The organism is Rhizobium sp. BR 314, assembly GCF_047445805.1.
Classification (GTDB): Bacteria; Pseudomonadota; Alphaproteobacteria; order Rhizobiales; family Rhizobiaceae; genus Rhizobium; species Rhizobium lusitanum_B.
In genome coordinates, this window is the sequence record NZ_JARWLA010000029.1 from 1 (window position 1) to 17,351 (window position 17,351).

Here is a 17,351-nt window from a genome sequence, read left to right on the forward strand (position 1 = left end):
CATTCGACGATCTCGTCAAAATCGTCGCATGCGCCGATCGTCCCGCAAACGACCAGAAGAAGCACCTCGGGTAACGGATGGGCGACCCGCCATTGCTCCCGCTCATCCTCAACGAGACTAAAATGGTCCAGCAAAACCCGCAGCCGCGGGCGATCGTCTTCAAACATGTCGGCCTCCAAATCACCGACACTCTTGAATCACACCCAAACCGTTCAGGGAAGAAACGTTAACCCGAGTTCAGAGCCGTGCCTCGAAACCGCTTCCCTTGACGTCGGATCAATCGTGTTGAAGCAAGGGCTGGAGCAAGCCTGGTCCCAGGAGGCGGTTTCAGGTGCATGGGGCAGTACTATTCACAGGATGTGCGATCGGGCCATAGCATCCGCACTCGAGGGCGTCAGCGGAAGCGTCAGCTACATAGTCGACAACACGCGCTTTCTACCTCGGTCCATCATAGCCAGCACGCCTAAATACATTACGGACCGCCACCTGTGGGAACACCAACCCGTCAGGGGTTCCGTGGAGCTGCAGCAAGGCTGCGGCGGAATAGAGCCTGGTCCGAAGGACGTGCCTGTGAAATCACGTGGCACCGATGGGAAAACAAATGAAGAACGATTTACGCCGTGCTATGCCTATTCACGGCACCTCGTTTCATAGGTGATGCAGGGATAGACAAGCAGGATGCTGTGATGCTGAAAACCGATACCCGCCAAGCGAATTGGCGCCGTGCCAATCCAGGCAAATACGATGCTCACCTTGCTGTGCAGCGAGCGGTGAAGGCAGGCGAGCTAGAAAAGCAAATATGCGAGGTTTGCGGGATCGAAGCGGTCGATGCCCATCATGATCAATACGATGAGCCTTTAAGGGTGCGGTGGTTATGCCGACGGCATCACACCCGGCTTCACCACTACGGCGAAGATATGTTTCCGATCAGGGACTTGATCACTGGCAGCGACTGCAGAAACTGACACGCAGTCCAATAACTGTCCGTACGGGGCAAAATGACCTGGTCATAAATTATCTTGGCAGGCTTTCGAACAGAGGAGATATTTCGGACAGCCTATTCGGCCTAAATTGACCCATACCGCACCTTTGCCTAATCTTTCAATTTCGTTGCGGAGGTGTGGCGAACTGGAAAAAGCCTGTCCGACAAACGGACGTTTTGCGGGCCGTGCAAGAGGCTGCCGCGCACTTGAAGATTGGCAAGCCCGCGCTCTACAATGCACTGAAATCGGAAAGGAAATGAAATGGCGAACCGCGACCGACTGTTCTTGCTGCGCCCGGGCTTTGACGATTCTGCCTATCCAGGTCAGCAGTTTTATTGCTGGCACTGCGCCCTTCTGGAGGGGGTGCTGGCCTCGTTCCCGGATTTGGCGATGAAGCTTAATGTCGAGCGCATAGAATGGCCGAGACCCAGACAAAGCGTCATCGCCCTTGTTGGAGAGCAAAACCAGTCCTTGCCCTTGCTGGTACTAGCGGAGGGAGACAGCTCGCCTCATCAAACAGGGGTTTATGAGGGGCGCATCTTCATCGCAGAGAAAGACAAGATCCTTGCCGCGCTATCGGATCGGCACTGCTTTCCGCTCCCACATCCATAACCAGTGAAAAGCGGTTCTTCACTCGTTCTCAAAAGCCGGACAGAATCACCACTTCGGTGTCGTGACGCCTAAAGGGAGAGGACATGAACGGATGAGACTGGTACGCCTGACCTTGAATGCCGCAGTCTTGGTGCTCGGCCTTGGCGCAATCTTCTTTATGATCGGCGCCACACTTGAATTTCTGAGGATCGATGTGGGCATGGCCGACGTGTTCCGTAGCACCATCTATTCATCGATTTGCACGATCCTGTTGGCATTCGCCGCCGTCTGCCTGGACAAAGCCAACCAAGCATTGTTGCGGAAATAGATGCTCTGAGGCGTGGGTGGGGCCATGGCCCCTGCTCGCGATGAGGTCTCGGAAGATAGCCAATCGGTTAAAGAGGAACCTGCTGGCAAATCACTTAGACCTGAGCCCGAGGCTGGCATACGCAGCCCCCTCCATCCATACCAATGGTCTTGCAGCGACGGTAAATGACTTGCAAATCGCGCATAATTAGGTTGATCAGGGGTTGTAGGAAAGCACTACCGGTGTGGCGGATATCCAAGTTCAACTGTGCGCATATCCTTGGTGGCAAGGCGGCCATCACTTGACGCGGAGAAAGATAATCGCGACATTTCAGAGATGACTATATTCAACCTCCTCGCTGTGAGAGTTCAGATCCGGACCGGCACCTTTGGTGCCAGTACGCGCTGCATCTGTCCTTCGCCTTGTCAGCAAGGCGGTCGACGCCGGTTGGGGCGAGCGGGAGGTTGCCGCAGCACTCGAAAGGCTTTCCAGGAATTCGATGCCAAGGGCCGGATGAAGCCATCCTCCTATTATGACCGTGTCGTCGATGTCTGCGAGGAGCTGGCAAAGTTCACCTGGCTGACGCGTGATGCGTCCGGCTACCTGACAGACCGCTACAGCGAGCGGAAAGAGGAGGCCGAAAAACTCGAACAGCGCGTGAGCCTCAAATCCATATGACGATGATCAGCACCGAACGACCGCCCGTCGCGGCTATCCTTGCCCTCGGTCTCACGCAGATCATCGGGTACGGATCGCTCTATTACAGCTTCAGCATCCTCGCACCGGGCATAGCGCGGGATCTGAAATGGTCGTCGAAATGGATTTTTGGCGCGTTGTCGGCCGGTCTCCTGATCGGCGGCTTGGCGGCCCCAGCCATGGGCAAGTGGATCGACCGCTTTGGTGCCGGTCGCGTCATGACAGCCGGCTCGGCGATTGCCGCCGCCGCCCTTGTGGCTTGTGCGTTTGCCTCTGGCAAGATTGCCTTCGTCGCCGCCCTGATCGCGCTTGAGACGGCTTCCAATCTCGTGCAGTACGGTGCGGCCTTCGCGCTTCTCGTTCAGATCAGACCAAAGGTCGCCCAGCGCAGCATTACCTACCTGACGCTGATCGCCGGCTTCGCCTCGACGATCTTCTGGCCGATCACGACGGCGCTCAACGCGCATATGTCGTGGCAGAATGTCTATCTGGTCTTCGCTGCGCTCAATGTCGCTGTCTGCCTGCCGATCCATGCGTGGCTGTCGTCCAGCGTCACCAGAAGCCGCAAGCGTGCATCGGCCGAGCCTGCAAAGCATGTCGAGCCAAGTCTCTCTCCGTCGATCCGCTCGCCAGCCTTCATGCTAATGGTAACAGGCTTTGCGCTGGAGAGCTTTGTCAATGCCGCGCTCCTCGTCCACATGGTCCCGGTTCTGTCGGGACTTGGGCTCGGAGCGATGGCGCTCATGGTAGGCACGCTGTTCGGCCCGTCGCAGGTGCTGAGCCGGTTCATCAACATGGTCTTCGGAGGCGGCCTACCGCAGCTGGTGCTGGCGCTGATCTCCGCCGTGCTGTTGCCGGCCGCGCTGGTCATCCTGATTGTCACCGCCCCCTCCGTGCCAGGCGCACTGGTGTTCGCCGTGGTCTTTGGCCTCGGCTCGGGCTTGAGCAGCATCGTGCAGGGAACCTTGCCGTTGGCGCTCTTCGGCAGTGAGGGTTACGGCCAACGACAGGGACAGGTATTGGCCATCCGTCTGGTGGTCTCGTCGACGGCGCCCTTTATCCTGGCATTCCTGATGACGAACGTCGGGGTGTTCTGGTCACTAACGGTTGCCGCCACTGTCGGCGCGATTGCCGTATTTGCGTTCGTCGCAATCAGCCGGCTGGCGCACCTGCCTGACCCTTCGCATCTCGCTCTTAACCGTGCCGAGACCTGATCTTTTCAACAGCCTTTGCGAAGGATCGAAGACAGTCCGCTCAACAGATCTCGAGATGTCCTCGACGGTGCCGCAAGGATCGCCATATCGCCAACCTCGCACGCCTTGAACCAATTCGAACTACCGACCGGAACGAAATTTTGCAAGGTACTGAAAACACATTCATTTCGCGATAAATCGAATGGCCCATGGTTTTGACGCAACGCATATTTTAGGAGGATGCTCTCGACAAGCGATCGCGCCCCTTATGCGCGGTTAGCTTTCGGCTCGACCATAGCCCAATTGTCGTAAGTTCTCCGCCACCCGCCCTTCGACCGAAAGCGCATCTTCCGACCACAGTTCTGCGATCGCGTTCAATACGCGGTCGAGCTCCCATGGTAGAACAGACCTGCCCTCGATTTGTGTGAATGGTCCGTCAGATTCGGTTAACAGGCGATCACGGGGGATCATTTTGACGATATCCCGGCCCTTCTGACCATGGATCATCCCTGGTCCCACGCTGAACCAACAGCCCATGGAGACGGCGCGATCCAGCTCTCGCTTTGTCCCCGAAAACCAATGAAGGATTGGTGTTCCTGCGCCTTTGTGCGCTTCGAGTGCGTCCATTACTTGCGTGGCCGCCCGCCGACTATGAATAGTCATTACACGACCGCCCGCCTGGTCGCATAGATCTAAAATGCGATGAAACACCCGCTTTTGGGTTTCCCAGTGGGGTCGCAACTCGGGTGAGCCGTCTAACCCGATCTCCCCTACGTATGTGGCTGATGGCAGGAGTTTTTCAAATAAGGGAAGTTCGCCATGGCGTTCATGTGCAATCTGTGGGTGCAGCCCGAGCGCCGTTCTGATCCGCTTTGCCTTATGTGAAAGAGCAAGCGTACCTTCCCAAGCCGAGGGCGTGTTAGTGACAGAGAGAACATAGATATTCCGGCTCACGCAGGACTGCGTGACCGCAACAGGATCCGGGTACAGATCAAGATGGCAATGGAAGTCAATCACTTAACACCATATAGTCGATGCAGCTCACCGAGTTCGTTTAACCCTCGATCTAGCATGCCGCGGACACCGTTACGATCACCAATATCCGGAGGCGACAAGGTGTGGCCAAGCCACCGATCGAGGCCGTCAGCTTTCACCGAAGCCAACGCTATGGCAACGGAACGAACATCATCGAACGACGCGTGGTCTTCATCATCCTTTCCCAAGGGCTCGTAGACGTAATCCGTCGTATCGCGCTTCGCGTCCCATGCGACGAATGCTGCCCGTCTCACTTGACAGGGAACGCAGCGACCGCAGTGCCGGTAATTGAACCGCTGAAAGCGCCCACAGCTGGTCGAATGCGCGGCCTCGGTCTGAAGGAAAATCTGGTCCTTGCATTCGATAAGCATCTCGCCCTTCGTTTTTTGGGCGTAGGGATTTTCGATCTTCACGTTGAGGCTTGCGGCATCGAGGATCTTCTGGAATCGCGTTAGGAAGACAGGGTGCGCCGTGCGCGTGCTCAGGCTTCCAAGCCGGGAACCGGTGAGCGGCGGATTGATCGCAATGAACCCATTTTCGCAAACGTAGAGCGGGGCGGTGTTGCCTTTTGCGTATTTCTCCAGCGATGTAGCTACGACCACGCCAAAGGTCAAAAAGATCAGAGAGCGCGCTCGCTGTGACGTTTCCTGCACGGTGGGGGAAGTCGCAACGTGATTGAGCTGCAGGTGCTTCGTCAGACCAATTTCCTGTGCGAAATCCCGTTGCTTCAGACCGTCCCCTCGAACGTTCTGGCTGACTGCCACCGGCTTCAATCCATCACGAGTCAGATCGATTGCGCCAACGAGACTGTCCAATCCGCCGGACAACAACACGACGCAGTCTTCTTTCAGCACCGAAATCTTCTTCGGCGGAGCGGGTAAAACGCCGCCGTCATGAAACCGAAGCTTCCAGCGGTCCGTTGTCAGGAACGCGAGCGCCTGCCGAAATTCGTTGGCCATCGTATTCCAGAAAGCTCGGTCGGAAACGGCGACATCGAGTTCAATCTCTCTAGTCCAGCCATCGGCGCTGTCATCCCGCAGTACCGAAAAGTCGGCGGTGATGATTGAAAGTGCGATCGAAAGCAGATCCCATGCCCGTCGATGGGGGTTCAGCCCCTTTCGCCGAAGCTCTGCCTTGACGGCTTCACCCGCACTTGCCTCCGAGGGGATGCGTGGCTGACCATACAGGACAACACGCAGATCGCCTTCTTCCAATGGAAGCTCGAACGATCCAGGTCCACAAACGAGCCTCATTCTGCGTATCCCTCGAAAACCTGAAAGGTATCCCGTAGTGCATCTCTAACCACCGCGGCGATACGGTTCGAGTTTACGCTCTTGCCCGCCGCTCTGAGTTTGCGAAAGGAAGCAGCTACGGTCTGCTTGATGTAGTCACGCACCTGTTTCAGGCGACTGAGAGCCACTGTGGCGGTGGGCGCTTTCTCGATGATTGTTTTTCCGACATCGAGTTCGAACCGACGAGCAACATCCATTGCGGTGAAACGCTCGATGGCGAATTCACGCTGTTCCGGTGTCAGGGCAGCCAAATCGGCATCAGGGTACTTCACCAAGAGATCCGAAAGCGAGTCCTTGATGGCGGTTCGTTCAGCCTCGGCGTCCTGAGTGCCGTCGACCGGCCGAACCGCTTCGACGACAGCATCCATCACCTCGTTCGCGGTGCGGCCCGCAAGAAGCGCCGGATCCAGTGCACTGCCTGCGGGCTGTTGCCCCATAGTTTCGAGGATGCCGCCGAGTGCACTGGCTGTGGAAGCGGTCCCACCAAATCTGCTGGTGGTCGTCCTCGATCCGCCGTAGCCGTTACGCACGTAGTTTCCCAAGCTGCGGCGCATATCACTTAAGTTTCCGGCCTTCGCAAATTCGCCAAGGCTTCGGCGGGTACCAGCGAACCGGTGACCGGGCGCGAGAGGGGCCGCTGGTGGCGGCACGTTAGGCGCAACGGGTTTGTTGGGAGCGGCATCTACCGGCTCCTGCTCCGGCGGATTTAGATCTGGAGCGGGGTCTGGCGGCGCGTCCGGTGGTTGATCACCGGAAGGCGGATCTTCCGCCGGTGGCGCGGGGGTCCACGCGGGCACCATGTGGACGCCTCCCTTGGGTCCGTTACTTGATTGAGATGTCCCCATTATTGTTCGGCCTTCTCAATCGCTCTTTTGACCACCAGCGGCACGCCCGTGCGCTTCCATTTCTCGAAAACGCCGTCCGCCCAAGGTTGGTCTCCGATTTTCGGAACGATCCCCGGAGTAATCTGCGCCGGTGGACGATCGTTCAGAAATGCCGCCAATCGTAGTCCTTGCTGAGGATCGGCTTTCGCAACCGCGAGGCAGGCTTCCAGGATAGCTGGAACTCCCCATTCTTGTTCTTGATGAGCACGGTCCAGGAGACGATCCATAATGATCGAGGTTTCTACGCGCGACACGCGTGCCAATTTGTCGACCAGGGCCGCAGCCATTTCAGGGTGGGTGAGCATTGCGGTCAATATTTCGGCCGCTTCGGTCGTTAAACGGTCACCGGGCGTTATGAGCGGCGCGTGCTCGCGGCTCACATACAAAGCGCCCAACAACTTCGCATCGTGTAGCGGCGGAGGCAAAGCCAGCCATTCCCTCGAGAAAGGAGCATCCCAGGGCGCGGCAAGGTTTAGGTCTTTTCCCTCTGTGGCCGCTTCTTCCCAATCCTTCAGGAATCTGGGTTTGCCGTCATCGTCTTGGCTAACGGCCTTCAATAGTTCGGCGTAAGCCAACGGGCTACCGAGACGTTCGAACAGGAGAAGCTTGGCGAGGACCGCCTCATCCACGCCGACGCCCTGAGCATTGGAGATCGCCATGCGGATAGAAAGTGCATTCAGGAAACGCTTGATCAGTCGGGGATTACCGACGATGCCCGAGGCAGTCGTCATGATAGGCGCAAGCCTTTCAGCCGTATCAAAACGTCCGATAAGATCTGCCGGTATGTTCTCGTGCAGTCCCGTTACATATGCCTTGTCGACGCGCGCGCCCTGCCACGTCTTTCGCAACTGATCGATTATCCCAACCCGCAGTTTTTCCTTTACGTCGTCCTTCAAGTCGCTGTTTTCGATGTAGAGCAACATCATGTACGCGCGGACTTCCTGCGTTCCCAAGGGAGGAACGCGGATAGGCACCTGGATCAATTTGTCGAAGTAGCTCGTTACAAGTAGATCGTCGGGAACGCCTTCGAAATGCTTGCGGACGGCGTGTTTGATCATGTCGTTGTCGGCCGCGATGACGAATGCCGTATTTTTCAGAAACAGGAACAGCCGTATGGCCTCAAGGGTCGAGATCGTCGTCTCGGGGAGGCAACGGTCAAGGTCGTCGATCAACACGACAAGAGTTACCCCAAGCTCCTCAAGGGTCTCCTCGAAATTATCCCTGAGGGCTTGGATTTCCTTAGGTGGTGAGGTTTCCTCTGCCGGATTGAGAAGCCCGGAGGCAGCACTTGCCACCTCACCCGCTTTCGATTTGGCGTCTTCGATTAGTTTTTGGTCGACGGAACCACCTAGAAACCGCTGCCCCAGCCCCCACACTTCGCCGATGAGCCCAGTTGGAGGAAGTCCCATCGACACCGCTATCGCCGAACCGGCAGCGAGCTTCATTGCACGCAGCCAGTTCACGCGCTTGATGAGCGCCTTGGCCTTGTCTACTCCTCTTTCGCGCGCTCTTGCTTCCTGCTCTAGCTTCGTCGCGATGACGTCCATCAATGCGGCGCGAGCGTCGTCATAACCTTGGTAAAGCCAAGCATTGAATTCGACGAAGACGAAGTCCTTCTCGCCTTCTTTCCTCTCTCGGTTAGCGAGGGATGCTTGGGTCAGTTTTATCATGGAGGATTTTCCAATGCCCCATGATCCCGAGACACCGATTGAAATTGGGCGCCCCCGCGCCTGGACGATGATTTCCGCTACGGTGTCGGCCACTCCCGAAAAATTAAGGAAGTCTTTTTCAGTCTCATTATCTGCCCACATTCAAGGCCTCCCCCGTCGCACCTGTCGATAGTAAAACCATCGCACCGAGACGTCGCACCGATGATTCGCGTCACCCTACATTTGCAACGTATTGTTCGCGCCGAAGCTGTGTCAATTTGGAAATTCTTGCCTCGCTGGAAATAGGGAAGTCGATGTACATCGAGAAGGTCAAGATAAAGAACTTCAAGTGTTTCGAAGGCTGGTTCGCAGCCGATTTCAATCGGGGCGTCAACATCATCGTCGGCAACAACGAAGCCGGAAAATCCACGCTGCTCGAAGCTATCCATCTATGCCTGACGGGTATGCTGAACGGGAAATACCTGCGCAACGAATTATCTCCCTATCTTTTTAACCGGAAGGTCGAGCGGGCGTATCTGGACAGCATCGCCGCGAAACAACCTCTCGATCCGCCGGAGATCCAGATCGAGCTGTTTTTCGGCGGTGATAGCGACGCGTTGGAAGACCTGCGCGGAAACGGGAATTCCGAGAAAAACGACAAGGCTCGCGGCCTTCTCTTCTCGATCGAGTTCGACAAGAAATATGACGGTGCCTATACCGAGTTGCTGAAGAACAGGGAGATCAACTCGATACCCTTGGAATTCTATCAGGTGCAATGGTCGGAATTCTCCCGCCAACCGGCGATGCCTCGCACCATTCCCATTAAATCGGCCCTCATCGATTCAACAAGCACGCGTGTGCAGAGCGGTTCGGATATGTACATCTCCCGCATCGTCAGAGAGTTTTTGGACGACAAGGAACGTGTTGCGATATCCCAAGCCCACCGCAAGCTGAAAGACGCCTTCAAGGCCGACGGCAATGTCGGCGCCATTAATGAAAGATTGGCGGAAGCGGCGAAGATCAGCCGAAAAAAGGTCAGCATCTCGGTCGATATGTCGTCTCATAATGCCTGGGAAAACAGCCTCATGACTTATATCGAGGATGTGCCCTTCCACTATATCGGCAAGGGCGAGCAGTGCATCGTCAAAACGCGACTCGCGCTGAGCAGCAAAAAGAACAGCGAAGCGACCGTATTGCTGATCGAGGAACCGGAAAACCACCTCTCGCACTCGAAGCTCAACCAGCTCATCAGCGATATCAGCACCGACAATAGCGGCAAGCAGGTCATCATCACCACGCATAGCAGCTTCGTCGCGAACAAACTAGGACTGGACCACCTGATCCTGTTACGGGAAGCGAAGGTCACACGGATCGAGGATCTGGACGCGAGCGACTTCTTCCATAAGCTGCCTGGCTATGACACGCTGCGTCTCGTGTTGTCGCAGAAGTCGATCCTTGTAGAGGGCGATGCGGACGAGCTGGTCGTCCAACGGGCCTACATGGATACCAACGGGGGAAAATTGCCGATCGACGACGAGATCGATGTCATCTCGGTCGGGCTTTCGTTCCTGCGTTTTCTCGAACTGGCGACGGCGCTGAAAATCCCCGTCGTGGTCGCAACCGACAACGACGGGGATACTGCTGCGCTTGAAAAGAAGTACGCCAAATACAAGGACGTCGATCATATCACAATCTGCTATGATCCTGTGGTGGATAAGGGCGACCTGGTCCTCGGCGGCAAGCCTTTCAACTATAACACCCTTGAGCCGAAACTGGTCAAATCCAATAGCGTCGAGACCTTCAACACGCTGTTCGGTACCAAGCATGATCTCGATAACCTTCATCGTTATATGAAGAACAACAAGACCGAATGCGCGCTGGCGATTTTCTCGGCGAAGACGAAAATCAGTTATCCGAAATATATTCTGGATGCGATCGCCAAATGATGGGGCCGAATAAGCTCGTCATTGCTGCGGCAGGCTCGGGGAAGACCACCTACCTCGTCAGGCAGGCGCTTGCCGTTGAACAAAAACGGGTCCTCATCACCACCTACACGGAATCGAACGAAAAAGAGATCCGGCGCAAATTTTTCGAAATCAATGGCTCGGTTCCGGGCAACGTGCATATCCAGACCTGGTTCAGTCTGCTGATCGAGCACGGCATCAAGCCCTTTCAAGGCAAGCTGTTCGATTGGGATGTCGCTGGCATGCTTCTAGTTTCGCAGAGATCCGGTTTGCGCGGGCGCGACCGGCAAGGCCGTCCCATGTATTGGGGTGAGGAAGATTTCAGACGCTGCTACTTCGACCGTCGAAATCGCGTCTATTCAGACAAATTGTCGAGGCTGATGATACGGTGCAACGAGGCATCGGACGGCGCTGTCATCGAGCGGCTTTCCCGTATCTATCACTTTATTTTCGTAGATGAGGTGCAGGATCTGGCAGGCCACGACCTCGACATTTTGGCGGCGCTCTTCCAAAGCCCCGTCAACGTCGTCATGGTGGGTGATCCCCGTCAGGTCACCTATGTGACCCATCTGGAGGCTCGCCTTAAGAAGTACAGGGATGGCGGCATTGCCGACTTCATTCGGGCGGAACTTCCCCGAAAGGTTACCTGCGATATTGATGTGACCAGCCTCATGACATCGCACCGAAATAGCACCGCTATCTGTGAACTATCGTCGAAGCTCTATCCAAAGTTGGCGGCTGCGACTGCATGTAAATGCGTCGACTGCAGGCAGCCGGTCCCTGGTGATGCGGGTCTCCACATCGTCCGACGTAACGATCTGCCACGCTATCTCAAGACCGGACGACCGGTACAGCTGCGATGGAGTTCCGCCGTTAAGGTCGCATCTGTAGAACTGCCGTCGCTTACATTCGGACGATCCAAGGGACTCGGTTTTGACCGCGTCATTATCTATCCGACGAATGAAATGATGGACTGGCTGAAGAGCGCCCAATCGGCGTTGAAAGCCGAAACCCGTGCAAAACTCTATGTTGCCCTAACCCGCGCAAGGCATACGGTAGCGGTGGTCCATGACCTTGCCGATGGTGAAGTCGTTCCAGGATTCACATTGTTCCAGTAGCGAAAATCTCCGGAAAATGCACCCTATATAGATCTATGATTTCATCCTTGGCGGTGGGGCATCATCTTCCGATGATGACCTTTTTCTAGGTAGCTTCGTTGAATTCCCGATACAGCTCGATTGTGGGCAGATGTGCATCGATAGTCTCGCGCACCTTCGCGGCCATCGGCAGGTTGTTTTTCTCGTTTTTCCACACATCCATAAACCGTCCGACCGTCTCGCGTGCTGTGTCGAGGACCAGCTTTTCGGACAGCGCCGACTTGGCGGCCAGATGTGCAAGCTCGTCCTTCGATAGCTCCGCCATTCTTTTCGTGCGTGAAAAGTTAAGCGCGGCCGTATCCTCTCCCTCGATATAGGGGATTGTCGATAGCAGGTCGTAAGCCGGCGAGAGCGCAGGGGTACGGCGATCGGGGTAGATCAGCGACCAGTTCTTCAGATGCATGTCGCCATTGCCGATCAGTGTGCTGAAGACCAACCGGCGGATGAACTCCGCCACGTCGGCCGTGCTCGTCTCGATGCCGAGGACGCGGGCGATCATCCGGTAATTGCCCTTGCTGTACTTGTCATCCGGCTTCACGCCAAACACCTGCGCAAAATCCTCGATATGCACCGGACCCTCCGGCGTACGGTCGAAACGCCTAATGGCGAGCGCCTGCCCGTGCAGTTCTCCTACCCCCTGTGGCAGGCCGCTCACCGCATCCAGCTCGACCAGCTGGATCTCCGGCACGTCCATGCCCATCATCGCGGCGATGGTCATCATGGAGAATTCGTTCTCCGGCACGCCGCTATACTGCTGGGAGGGCAGCTTCACGATCCATGATCCACCGGTACCCTCGGCCGGAATAGTCAGGCCGCCTCCCTTCGTGGTGTTCTTGAAGGCCGAGAATTTCAGCTGCACACCGGCCAACGAAAAGCGCAATGCATTCGGTCGCGCTTCGACAGAAGCCTGCTCGTCATCGGGCGGCAGGTCATCACCCACGGTGGGATGGACCGTCACTGCACCGGGCAGATCACGACCGAGCATCCAGAGCAGGAAGAATTCCCGCGTCTGTTTTACGCCAGCACGCTCGGCGAGGTATTTTCGCAGCGGCCCTTCCGGCAACAGGTTCGAGAAGAAGGGTGGGACCACCATGTTATATGGGCGGAACTTCGTAATCAGGGCGCCGAACGGGTCCTTGAAGGACAAGCTGAGTGTCGGCCGCTTTTCGTTTTCGATATAGTCCTCGTTGAATGCGAAGATGGTGCGCCCGTCCTGCAGGTTCGTCAGGGTCGCGACCGGTTCTCCGTTTAGCCTGACATCGAGTACCGTGACCTTAGGCATCATCGTCCTCCTCATCCAGCGCGTAGGCCGAGCGCGGGATTGCGTCATCCCGGTCGCGATGCACCGCGGCGTTGCGCAGTTGCCTTATCTCGCGAACGATCGCACCCATTTCCTGACGTGACATCTTGTCGGTCTGAGAATTTTCAAGGCGGTTGGCTGCCCGCCTGAGGATGTCCAGCTCGTCGGGAGTCAGTGGCAGATGGCGTAGGAGGCCCAGGCTATCCTTGAACGCGTCCGCGTCGGCACTCGTCCCGACCCCATACCCGTACTGCGCAGACGATCGCTCGAGACGCGCGACCAGTTTGCGTTGGTCAGATGTGAGGACGTCATTCGACGCCGAACTACTTTCGAGGATGTTGCGGATCGCCGGCATCAGCTTCTTCGGCGCAAGGACGATCTCGAGGTCGAGCGCGCGCGCCACATCCACCAAGCTGCCGAGCCCAGGCTCCATTGTACCCCGCTCGATCTGGGAAATATGGCTCTGCGTCAGGCCCGAACGAGCGCTCAGCTCACGCTGGCTTACTTTCTGTCCTTCCCGGGCAGCGCGTAACTGCTGTGTTATATGCTCTGTTTTATATGCCACGATCATTATCCTGTATCGCATGATGGGAGATATACAGGATAATATATAGACAATTCCGTAAGGCAGCGCAACTCTGATATACAGATCTGTATCACTGAACAATTTTATATATAATCATATGTCAATCAGCCATGATGACTCATCATACCGGCCTAGCTTCTGTAGCCGCCCATGAGGGCGCGCAACATATCGGCCTGTGCAGACCCTGCCGGCATCGTATCCACTGTGAAAGGGACATTGATATAGGCCTGCCCGTCAGGTTGCGGCTGCGCATGCACGCCGAATTCCTCAAAAAGCCGGTAACCGACCGCCCCGACATCGATCAGCGCATCATAGCTCGGCCACTCACCACGCGTATCCCATAGGCCGCGCAGCTGCTCCACCAGCCGGCCGATCGCCCTGACCAAAGCCTGATCCTCGGTCGGCAATTCTGGCGCCACCTCGCAGAGGTTGTCGGATTCGTTCATCCCGTCCAGATGGCCGAACAGGTAGGATGCGATCCGCAAGGGCTCAAGAATGACAATACCGACTTCCTGAAAGACCCGCACCACATTGCCATGCAGGCGATAGGACCGGATGGCATCGTGCGCCCTGCCGCGGCAATCCTTCAACCGAACGGCCAAATTGTCGCGGAAACGGGCTTCCTCGTTGACCGCGAACCCCGCCGACAAACGGCAGACCGCATATTCACCCCGGCAGGCTTCGGCGAAGTGCTGCTCGTGATCGCTGATGAAATGCCCGGTCGGCGGACGAAAATGGATGCCGGGAATTGGTCCTCGCGAAAGGCGATTTCTTCGACATGTGCGCATTCATGGGCGATGATGGCAATGGCCGTGCGGAAATCCTCTTCATCGCGATCGGCCCCCTCGAGCACAATCGGGCATACCGGACCCGCGGACAAAACGATATGTGTCTTCACGGCGTCGCCACGCATGACCACGACACTCTTTCCGACGCCGGCCAGGCCCTCGTCATTGGTGCGGCTCAACGGCGCCAGCCCTTCGACGCCCCGATCGAGGTCGCGCAGCGCCTCGTCGTAATCGACCGCTACGGTCACACCGTCGAGCGCGCTGATATCGATATATTCCCCGACCTCGCGCAGAATGTGGAACATCTGCTGCCCGAGGCATTCGGCGCCGTACTGGTTGGTGATGCCCTGTACCGTCACCTGAATCTGCGGAAGCGTGGAGGCAGGCACCTCTTGTCGCGGCGTGTCGCTCGTATCCATATTAGCCCCTCTCTCCCCTCACCTCATGCGGTTTCACCCAGCTGCGCCTGCCCGCCGGCGGCAAGCACCTTATAGCGGGCATGCAGGTTATAGAATGCTTCGTCGCCCACCATGGTGAGTATCATGCGCACAAGGCTGAAGACGCACAGCAAAACGGAGAGGCCGAGTATGTTCAGCGTCTCCTGCAGCTCGTCTTCCTCCAGCAGAGGATCGAGGCTGAACAATGCGGTCCCGTCCGGCAGGAACGAACGATGCCGTAATAGCGAGCTGTAGGTGACATGTGCCGTGTCGGCCGAGATCTCACGATACATGTGCGCCATGCGCGGGAACTGGCTGTCCTTGCTCAGGTCACTCGGCTTGAGCTGCGCGCCCTTCTTGTCATTCAGGAATTCCTGCAGCAGCTTATGCGAGCCGGCATCAAGGTCCGTCTGCATGTCCTTTAACGCCTTGGCTCTCGACCATTTACTCGTGGCTTCGTCATCCTTGAGCGCCTGCAAATAGTCAGGCTTGCGGCACGCTGCATCCATATGGATCGCGCATTCGACGACCTTGCGGCAGGTACTGCGCACATCGAGCACCTTGTCATGCTCAGCGAGCAACAATGCCGTGTCGAACAATGTCAGGGCACGGGCGAACAGCGCGAATTTCACGAACAGCAGTTCGGGCTCTTCGCCTTCCGGCGCATCGAAGCTGTCCACGTCCGCGAGCTTCGCCGAGCCATGCGGAAATCCCTCATCCATTGCAGCCATGCTTCATTTATCTGGGGCTGATCATCATTCATGCGATTCTTCCTGGTTGCCACCGGTACATGTGGAGTCAAATAGCTATCCGGAGGATAATCCCACCGCCAAATGGTTCGGCGGAATGCGATGCGACTATGCGATAATCAGGAAGTCGGCAGCCGTCAGCGCCAAACCTTTGTCGAGAGAGGCGAACTGGACCGCAGCAGCCTTTTCCGTACCGTCAGCCTGGTACTGGAGAGCACCCGTGTCTTTATATGGCCGTTCCTACATCGTGGCGAACGTGAACGGAATGCGGAAGCCGCAATTGCCGTGCTCATCCCATTGGAAGAAGAAGCCACCCTCGCCCAGCACATCGATGATGATCTCGCCGATCGGTGCGAATTCGCTTCGATCTTCCCATTGCCCGTACCTGGCCCACAGTTCTCTTAGCGCGGTGCGCAGCCTTTCGAAAAACGGCGCGAACCAATGCCCTCCCAGCGCCCTGCGAACCGCAGGCACATCGTCTATCGTCAAGCCGTGACCGTCCATATGGCCGAGCAGATAACTGCCGCTCGTCATCAGGTTCTGGTAATACCGCAGGACCTCGGAGAGTATTCGGTCATGGTCGTGATCGGTGCGATAGCGTCGGATACATTCGTTTGCCCGGTTCATCGTCTCCTCGAGATGGGTGATGAATGCATTGGTGTAATCCTGCAGAGGATCTCGGCCGAACGGGGCTGCGATGCGGCAAGCCGCATACTCATCCCAGCAGGCGTTTTCGGCCTGCCCTTCGCAGGCATCTGCGGCATCATCGTAGATTTTTTTCAGCAGCGTATCGGGGAACGCCTTGTCAGTCGTCATGGCGAGTTCGACATGTGCGCATTCATGAGCGAGCAGATGCAGGGAATGGGCATAGTGCTCATCTTTCTCGTCCGGCAGTGAATAGATATAGGCAGCGTTCAGTACCAAATGCGATTTGAGAATACCGTCACGGATGACGCTCGGCGCCATCGCAACGCCTTCGACCAGCTCGGAGCTGGGCGTTAGGCGGTGGTCCGTCTCATATCCTCTATCGAGTGCGAGAAGCGCTTCCTTGTAATCGACGGCGATGGTGATGCCGTCCAGCCGCTCGAGATTGATGTAACGGCTCAACTCCCGCACATAATCGCCGACGCAATAGGCGAGCTTCTCGCCTGCTTTTTCTTCCATGCCTTGGACTGAAATACCAATGCTGGGCACGGTGATCGGTCGCTCTTCCTCGGTGGTCTCCGTCATGCTTCCTCACTCTGACTGCAAATGCGTCTTGGCCCAGACCAGCGCGCTCAACGCCCCTGCCCTTGCCTCTTCCACGGATGCGAATTCCTTGTTGCCGCTGCGGGTCGCACCGTTCTTGCGGTTCGTCACCACCACGCCAAAGCCTGCATTTTTAGGGAATACCGTCAGATTATACCCTTCGGTGTTGATGTAATCATTGCCCTTGGCCGAACGTTTCCATGAGCGCTCGGCCCATGTCCTACGGCGTTTGGCGAGGCTCCTTAATCCCCTCTCCCGTTCTTTCGGACGGACATAGTCCTCTTCCATATGTTCGGCACAGACGCAGTCAACGGCCAATGCTTCCGTGGTCTGGCCGTGCTCCATATAATGGACGTAGCGGATGGTGACGCTTTCGCACATTTCGCAAAGCTGGGAAGGCTCACCCAAATCCTCGATCCCGACACATGACCATCCCTTTTTGGGCACCCCAGCTTCGGACCATTTGCCATGACTCGTGTGATCCCTGGTCAT

General features: G+C 56.7%; 18 protein-coding genes and 1 pseudogene. 7 read left to right on the plus strand and 12 right to left on the minus strand.

All coding sequences use genetic code 11. From position 1 onward, the window contains the following. A partial coding sequence (locus QD461_RS26840; RefSeq protein WP_331384430.1) for a transposase family protein occupies positions 1 to 167 on the minus strand: 167 nt, incomplete at its 3' end. Positions 168 to 686: 519 nt separating this feature from the next. On the opposite strand from QD461_RS26840, the gene QD461_RS26845 reads away from it, so the two are divergent. The 5 genes and pseudogenes from QD461_RS26845 to arsK all read left to right on the plus strand — a co-directional run bounded on the left by QD461_RS26845 (position 687) and on the right by arsK (position 3,791). Next, entirely contained in the window at positions 687 to 965 is a 279-nt protein-coding gene (locus QD461_RS26845; RefSeq protein WP_004119911.1) for a hypothetical protein, read from the plus strand. 279 nt (positions 966 to 1,244) lie between these two features. Beyond that, entirely contained in the window at positions 1,245 to 1,595 is a 351-nt protein-coding gene (locus QD461_RS26850; protein ID WP_004119910.1) for a DUF3088 domain-containing protein, read from the plus strand. 91 nt (positions 1,596 to 1,686) lie between these two features. Next, entirely contained in the window at positions 1,687 to 1,902 is a 216-nt protein-coding gene (locus QD461_RS26855; protein WP_004119909.1) for a hypothetical protein, read from the plus strand. A gap of 450 nt (positions 1,903 to 2,352) precedes the next feature. Continuing rightward, positions 2,353 to 2,559: pseudogene (locus tag QD461_RS26860) on the plus strand (arsenical resistance protein ArsH); the annotation flags it as partial. Next, on the plus strand, positions 2,556 to 3,791 hold the full coding sequence (arsK, locus tag QD461_RS26865) for an arsenite efflux MFS transporter ArsK (protein ID WP_004119907.1): 1,236 nt from the start codon (positions 2,556 to 2,558) through the stop codon (positions 3,789 to 3,791). The pseudogene QD461_RS26860 and the gene arsK, both read left to right, overlap by 4 nt. A gap of 255 nt (positions 3,792 to 4,046) precedes the next feature. On the opposite strand, the gene qatD is transcribed toward arsK, so the two are convergent. The 4 genes from qatD to QD461_RS26885 are packed head-to-tail and all read right to left on the minus strand — an operon-like array spanning position 4,047 to position 8,792. After that, complete coding sequence (gene qatD, locus QD461_RS26870; protein ID WP_004119906.1) at positions 4,047 to 4,787, minus strand: Qat anti-phage system TatD family nuclease QatD; 741 nt, start codon at positions 4,785 to 4,787, stop codon at positions 4,047 to 4,049. After that, complete coding sequence (gene qatC / locus QD461_RS26875) at positions 4,784 to 6,019, minus strand: Qat anti-phage system QueC-like protein QatC (RefSeq protein WP_240535453.1); 1,236 nt, start codon at positions 6,017 to 6,019, stop codon at positions 4,784 to 4,786. The genes qatD and qatC overlap by 4 nt, the downstream gene beginning before the upstream one ends. Before the next feature lie 35 nt (positions 6,020 to 6,054). Next, a complete protein-coding gene (gene qatB / locus QD461_RS26880; protein ID WP_414090381.1) occupies positions 6,055 to 6,897 on the minus strand; it encodes a Qat anti-phage system associated protein QatB in 843 nt (280 codons plus the stop codon). A gap of 44 nt (positions 6,898 to 6,941) precedes the next feature. Continuing rightward, the gene (locus QD461_RS26885) at positions 6,942 to 8,792 is read right to left on the minus strand and encodes a P-loop NTPase fold protein (protein WP_004119903.1); all 1,851 of its coding nucleotides are present in this window, start codon (positions 8,790 to 8,792) and stop codon (positions 6,942 to 6,944) included. A 152-nt stretch (positions 8,793 to 8,944) separates the two neighbouring features. On the opposite strand from QD461_RS26885, the gene QD461_RS26890 reads away from it, so the two are divergent. Both QD461_RS26890 and QD461_RS26895 read left to right on the plus strand, forming a co-directional pair. Further along, positions 8,945 to 10,576, plus strand: coding sequence for an ATP-dependent nuclease (locus tag QD461_RS26890; protein WP_004119902.1), 1,632 nt, complete (start codon positions 8,945 to 8,947; stop codon positions 10,574 to 10,576). Continuing rightward, entirely contained in the window at positions 10,573 to 11,712 is a 1,140-nt protein-coding gene (locus tag QD461_RS26895) for a UvrD-helicase domain-containing protein (RefSeq protein ID WP_004119901.1), read from the plus strand. Before QD461_RS26890 ends, QD461_RS26895 begins: the two co-directional genes overlap by 4 nt. 85 nt (positions 11,713 to 11,797) lie before the next feature. Here the strand turns inward: QD461_RS26895 and QD461_RS26900 are convergent, their stop codons facing one another. The 7 genes from QD461_RS26900 to QD461_RS26930 all read right to left on the minus strand — a co-directional run bounded on the left by QD461_RS26900 (position 11,798) and on the right by QD461_RS26930 (position 17,267). Next, positions 11,798 to 13,033, minus strand: a complete 1,236-nt coding sequence (locus QD461_RS26900) for a type II toxin-antitoxin system HipA family toxin (RefSeq protein WP_004119898.1) — start codon at positions 13,031 to 13,033, stop codon at positions 11,798 to 11,800. Then, positions 13,026 to 13,616, minus strand: a complete 591-nt coding sequence (locus QD461_RS26905; RefSeq protein WP_015341966.1) for a helix-turn-helix domain-containing protein — start codon at positions 13,614 to 13,616, stop codon at positions 13,026 to 13,028. The genes QD461_RS26900 and QD461_RS26905 overlap by 8 nt, the downstream gene beginning before the upstream one ends. A 152-nt stretch (positions 13,617 to 13,768) precedes the next feature. Next, the gene (locus QD461_RS26910) at positions 13,769 to 14,227 is read right to left on the minus strand and encodes a hypothetical protein (protein WP_240535451.1); all 459 of its coding nucleotides are present in this window, start codon (positions 14,225 to 14,227) and stop codon (positions 13,769 to 13,771) included. Further along, positions 14,224 to 14,844, minus strand: coding sequence for a hypothetical protein (locus tag QD461_RS26915; RefSeq protein ID WP_004119892.1), 621 nt, complete (start codon positions 14,842 to 14,844; stop codon positions 14,224 to 14,226). Before QD461_RS26915 ends, QD461_RS26910 begins: the two co-directional genes overlap by 4 nt. A gap of 23 nt (positions 14,845 to 14,867) precedes the next feature. After that, a complete protein-coding gene (locus tag QD461_RS26920; RefSeq protein ID WP_240535450.1) occupies positions 14,868 to 15,593 on the minus strand; it encodes a DUF5677 domain-containing protein in 726 nt (241 codons plus the stop codon). A 258-nt stretch (positions 15,594 to 15,851) separates the two neighbouring features. Next, positions 15,852 to 16,841 (minus strand): hypothetical protein, encoded by a 990-nt coding sequence (locus QD461_RS26925; RefSeq protein ID WP_004119888.1) that lies wholly within the window; start codon positions 16,839 to 16,841, stop codon positions 15,852 to 15,854. Positions 16,842 to 16,847: 6 nt separating this feature from the next. Continuing rightward, positions 16,848 to 17,267 carry a hypothetical protein gene (locus QD461_RS26930; protein WP_414090382.1) on the minus strand — a complete coding sequence of 140 codons (420 nt, stop codon included), beginning with the start codon at positions 17,265 to 17,267 and terminating at the stop codon, positions 16,848 to 16,850. Between the last annotated feature and the right edge of the window lie 84 nt (positions 17,268 to 17,351).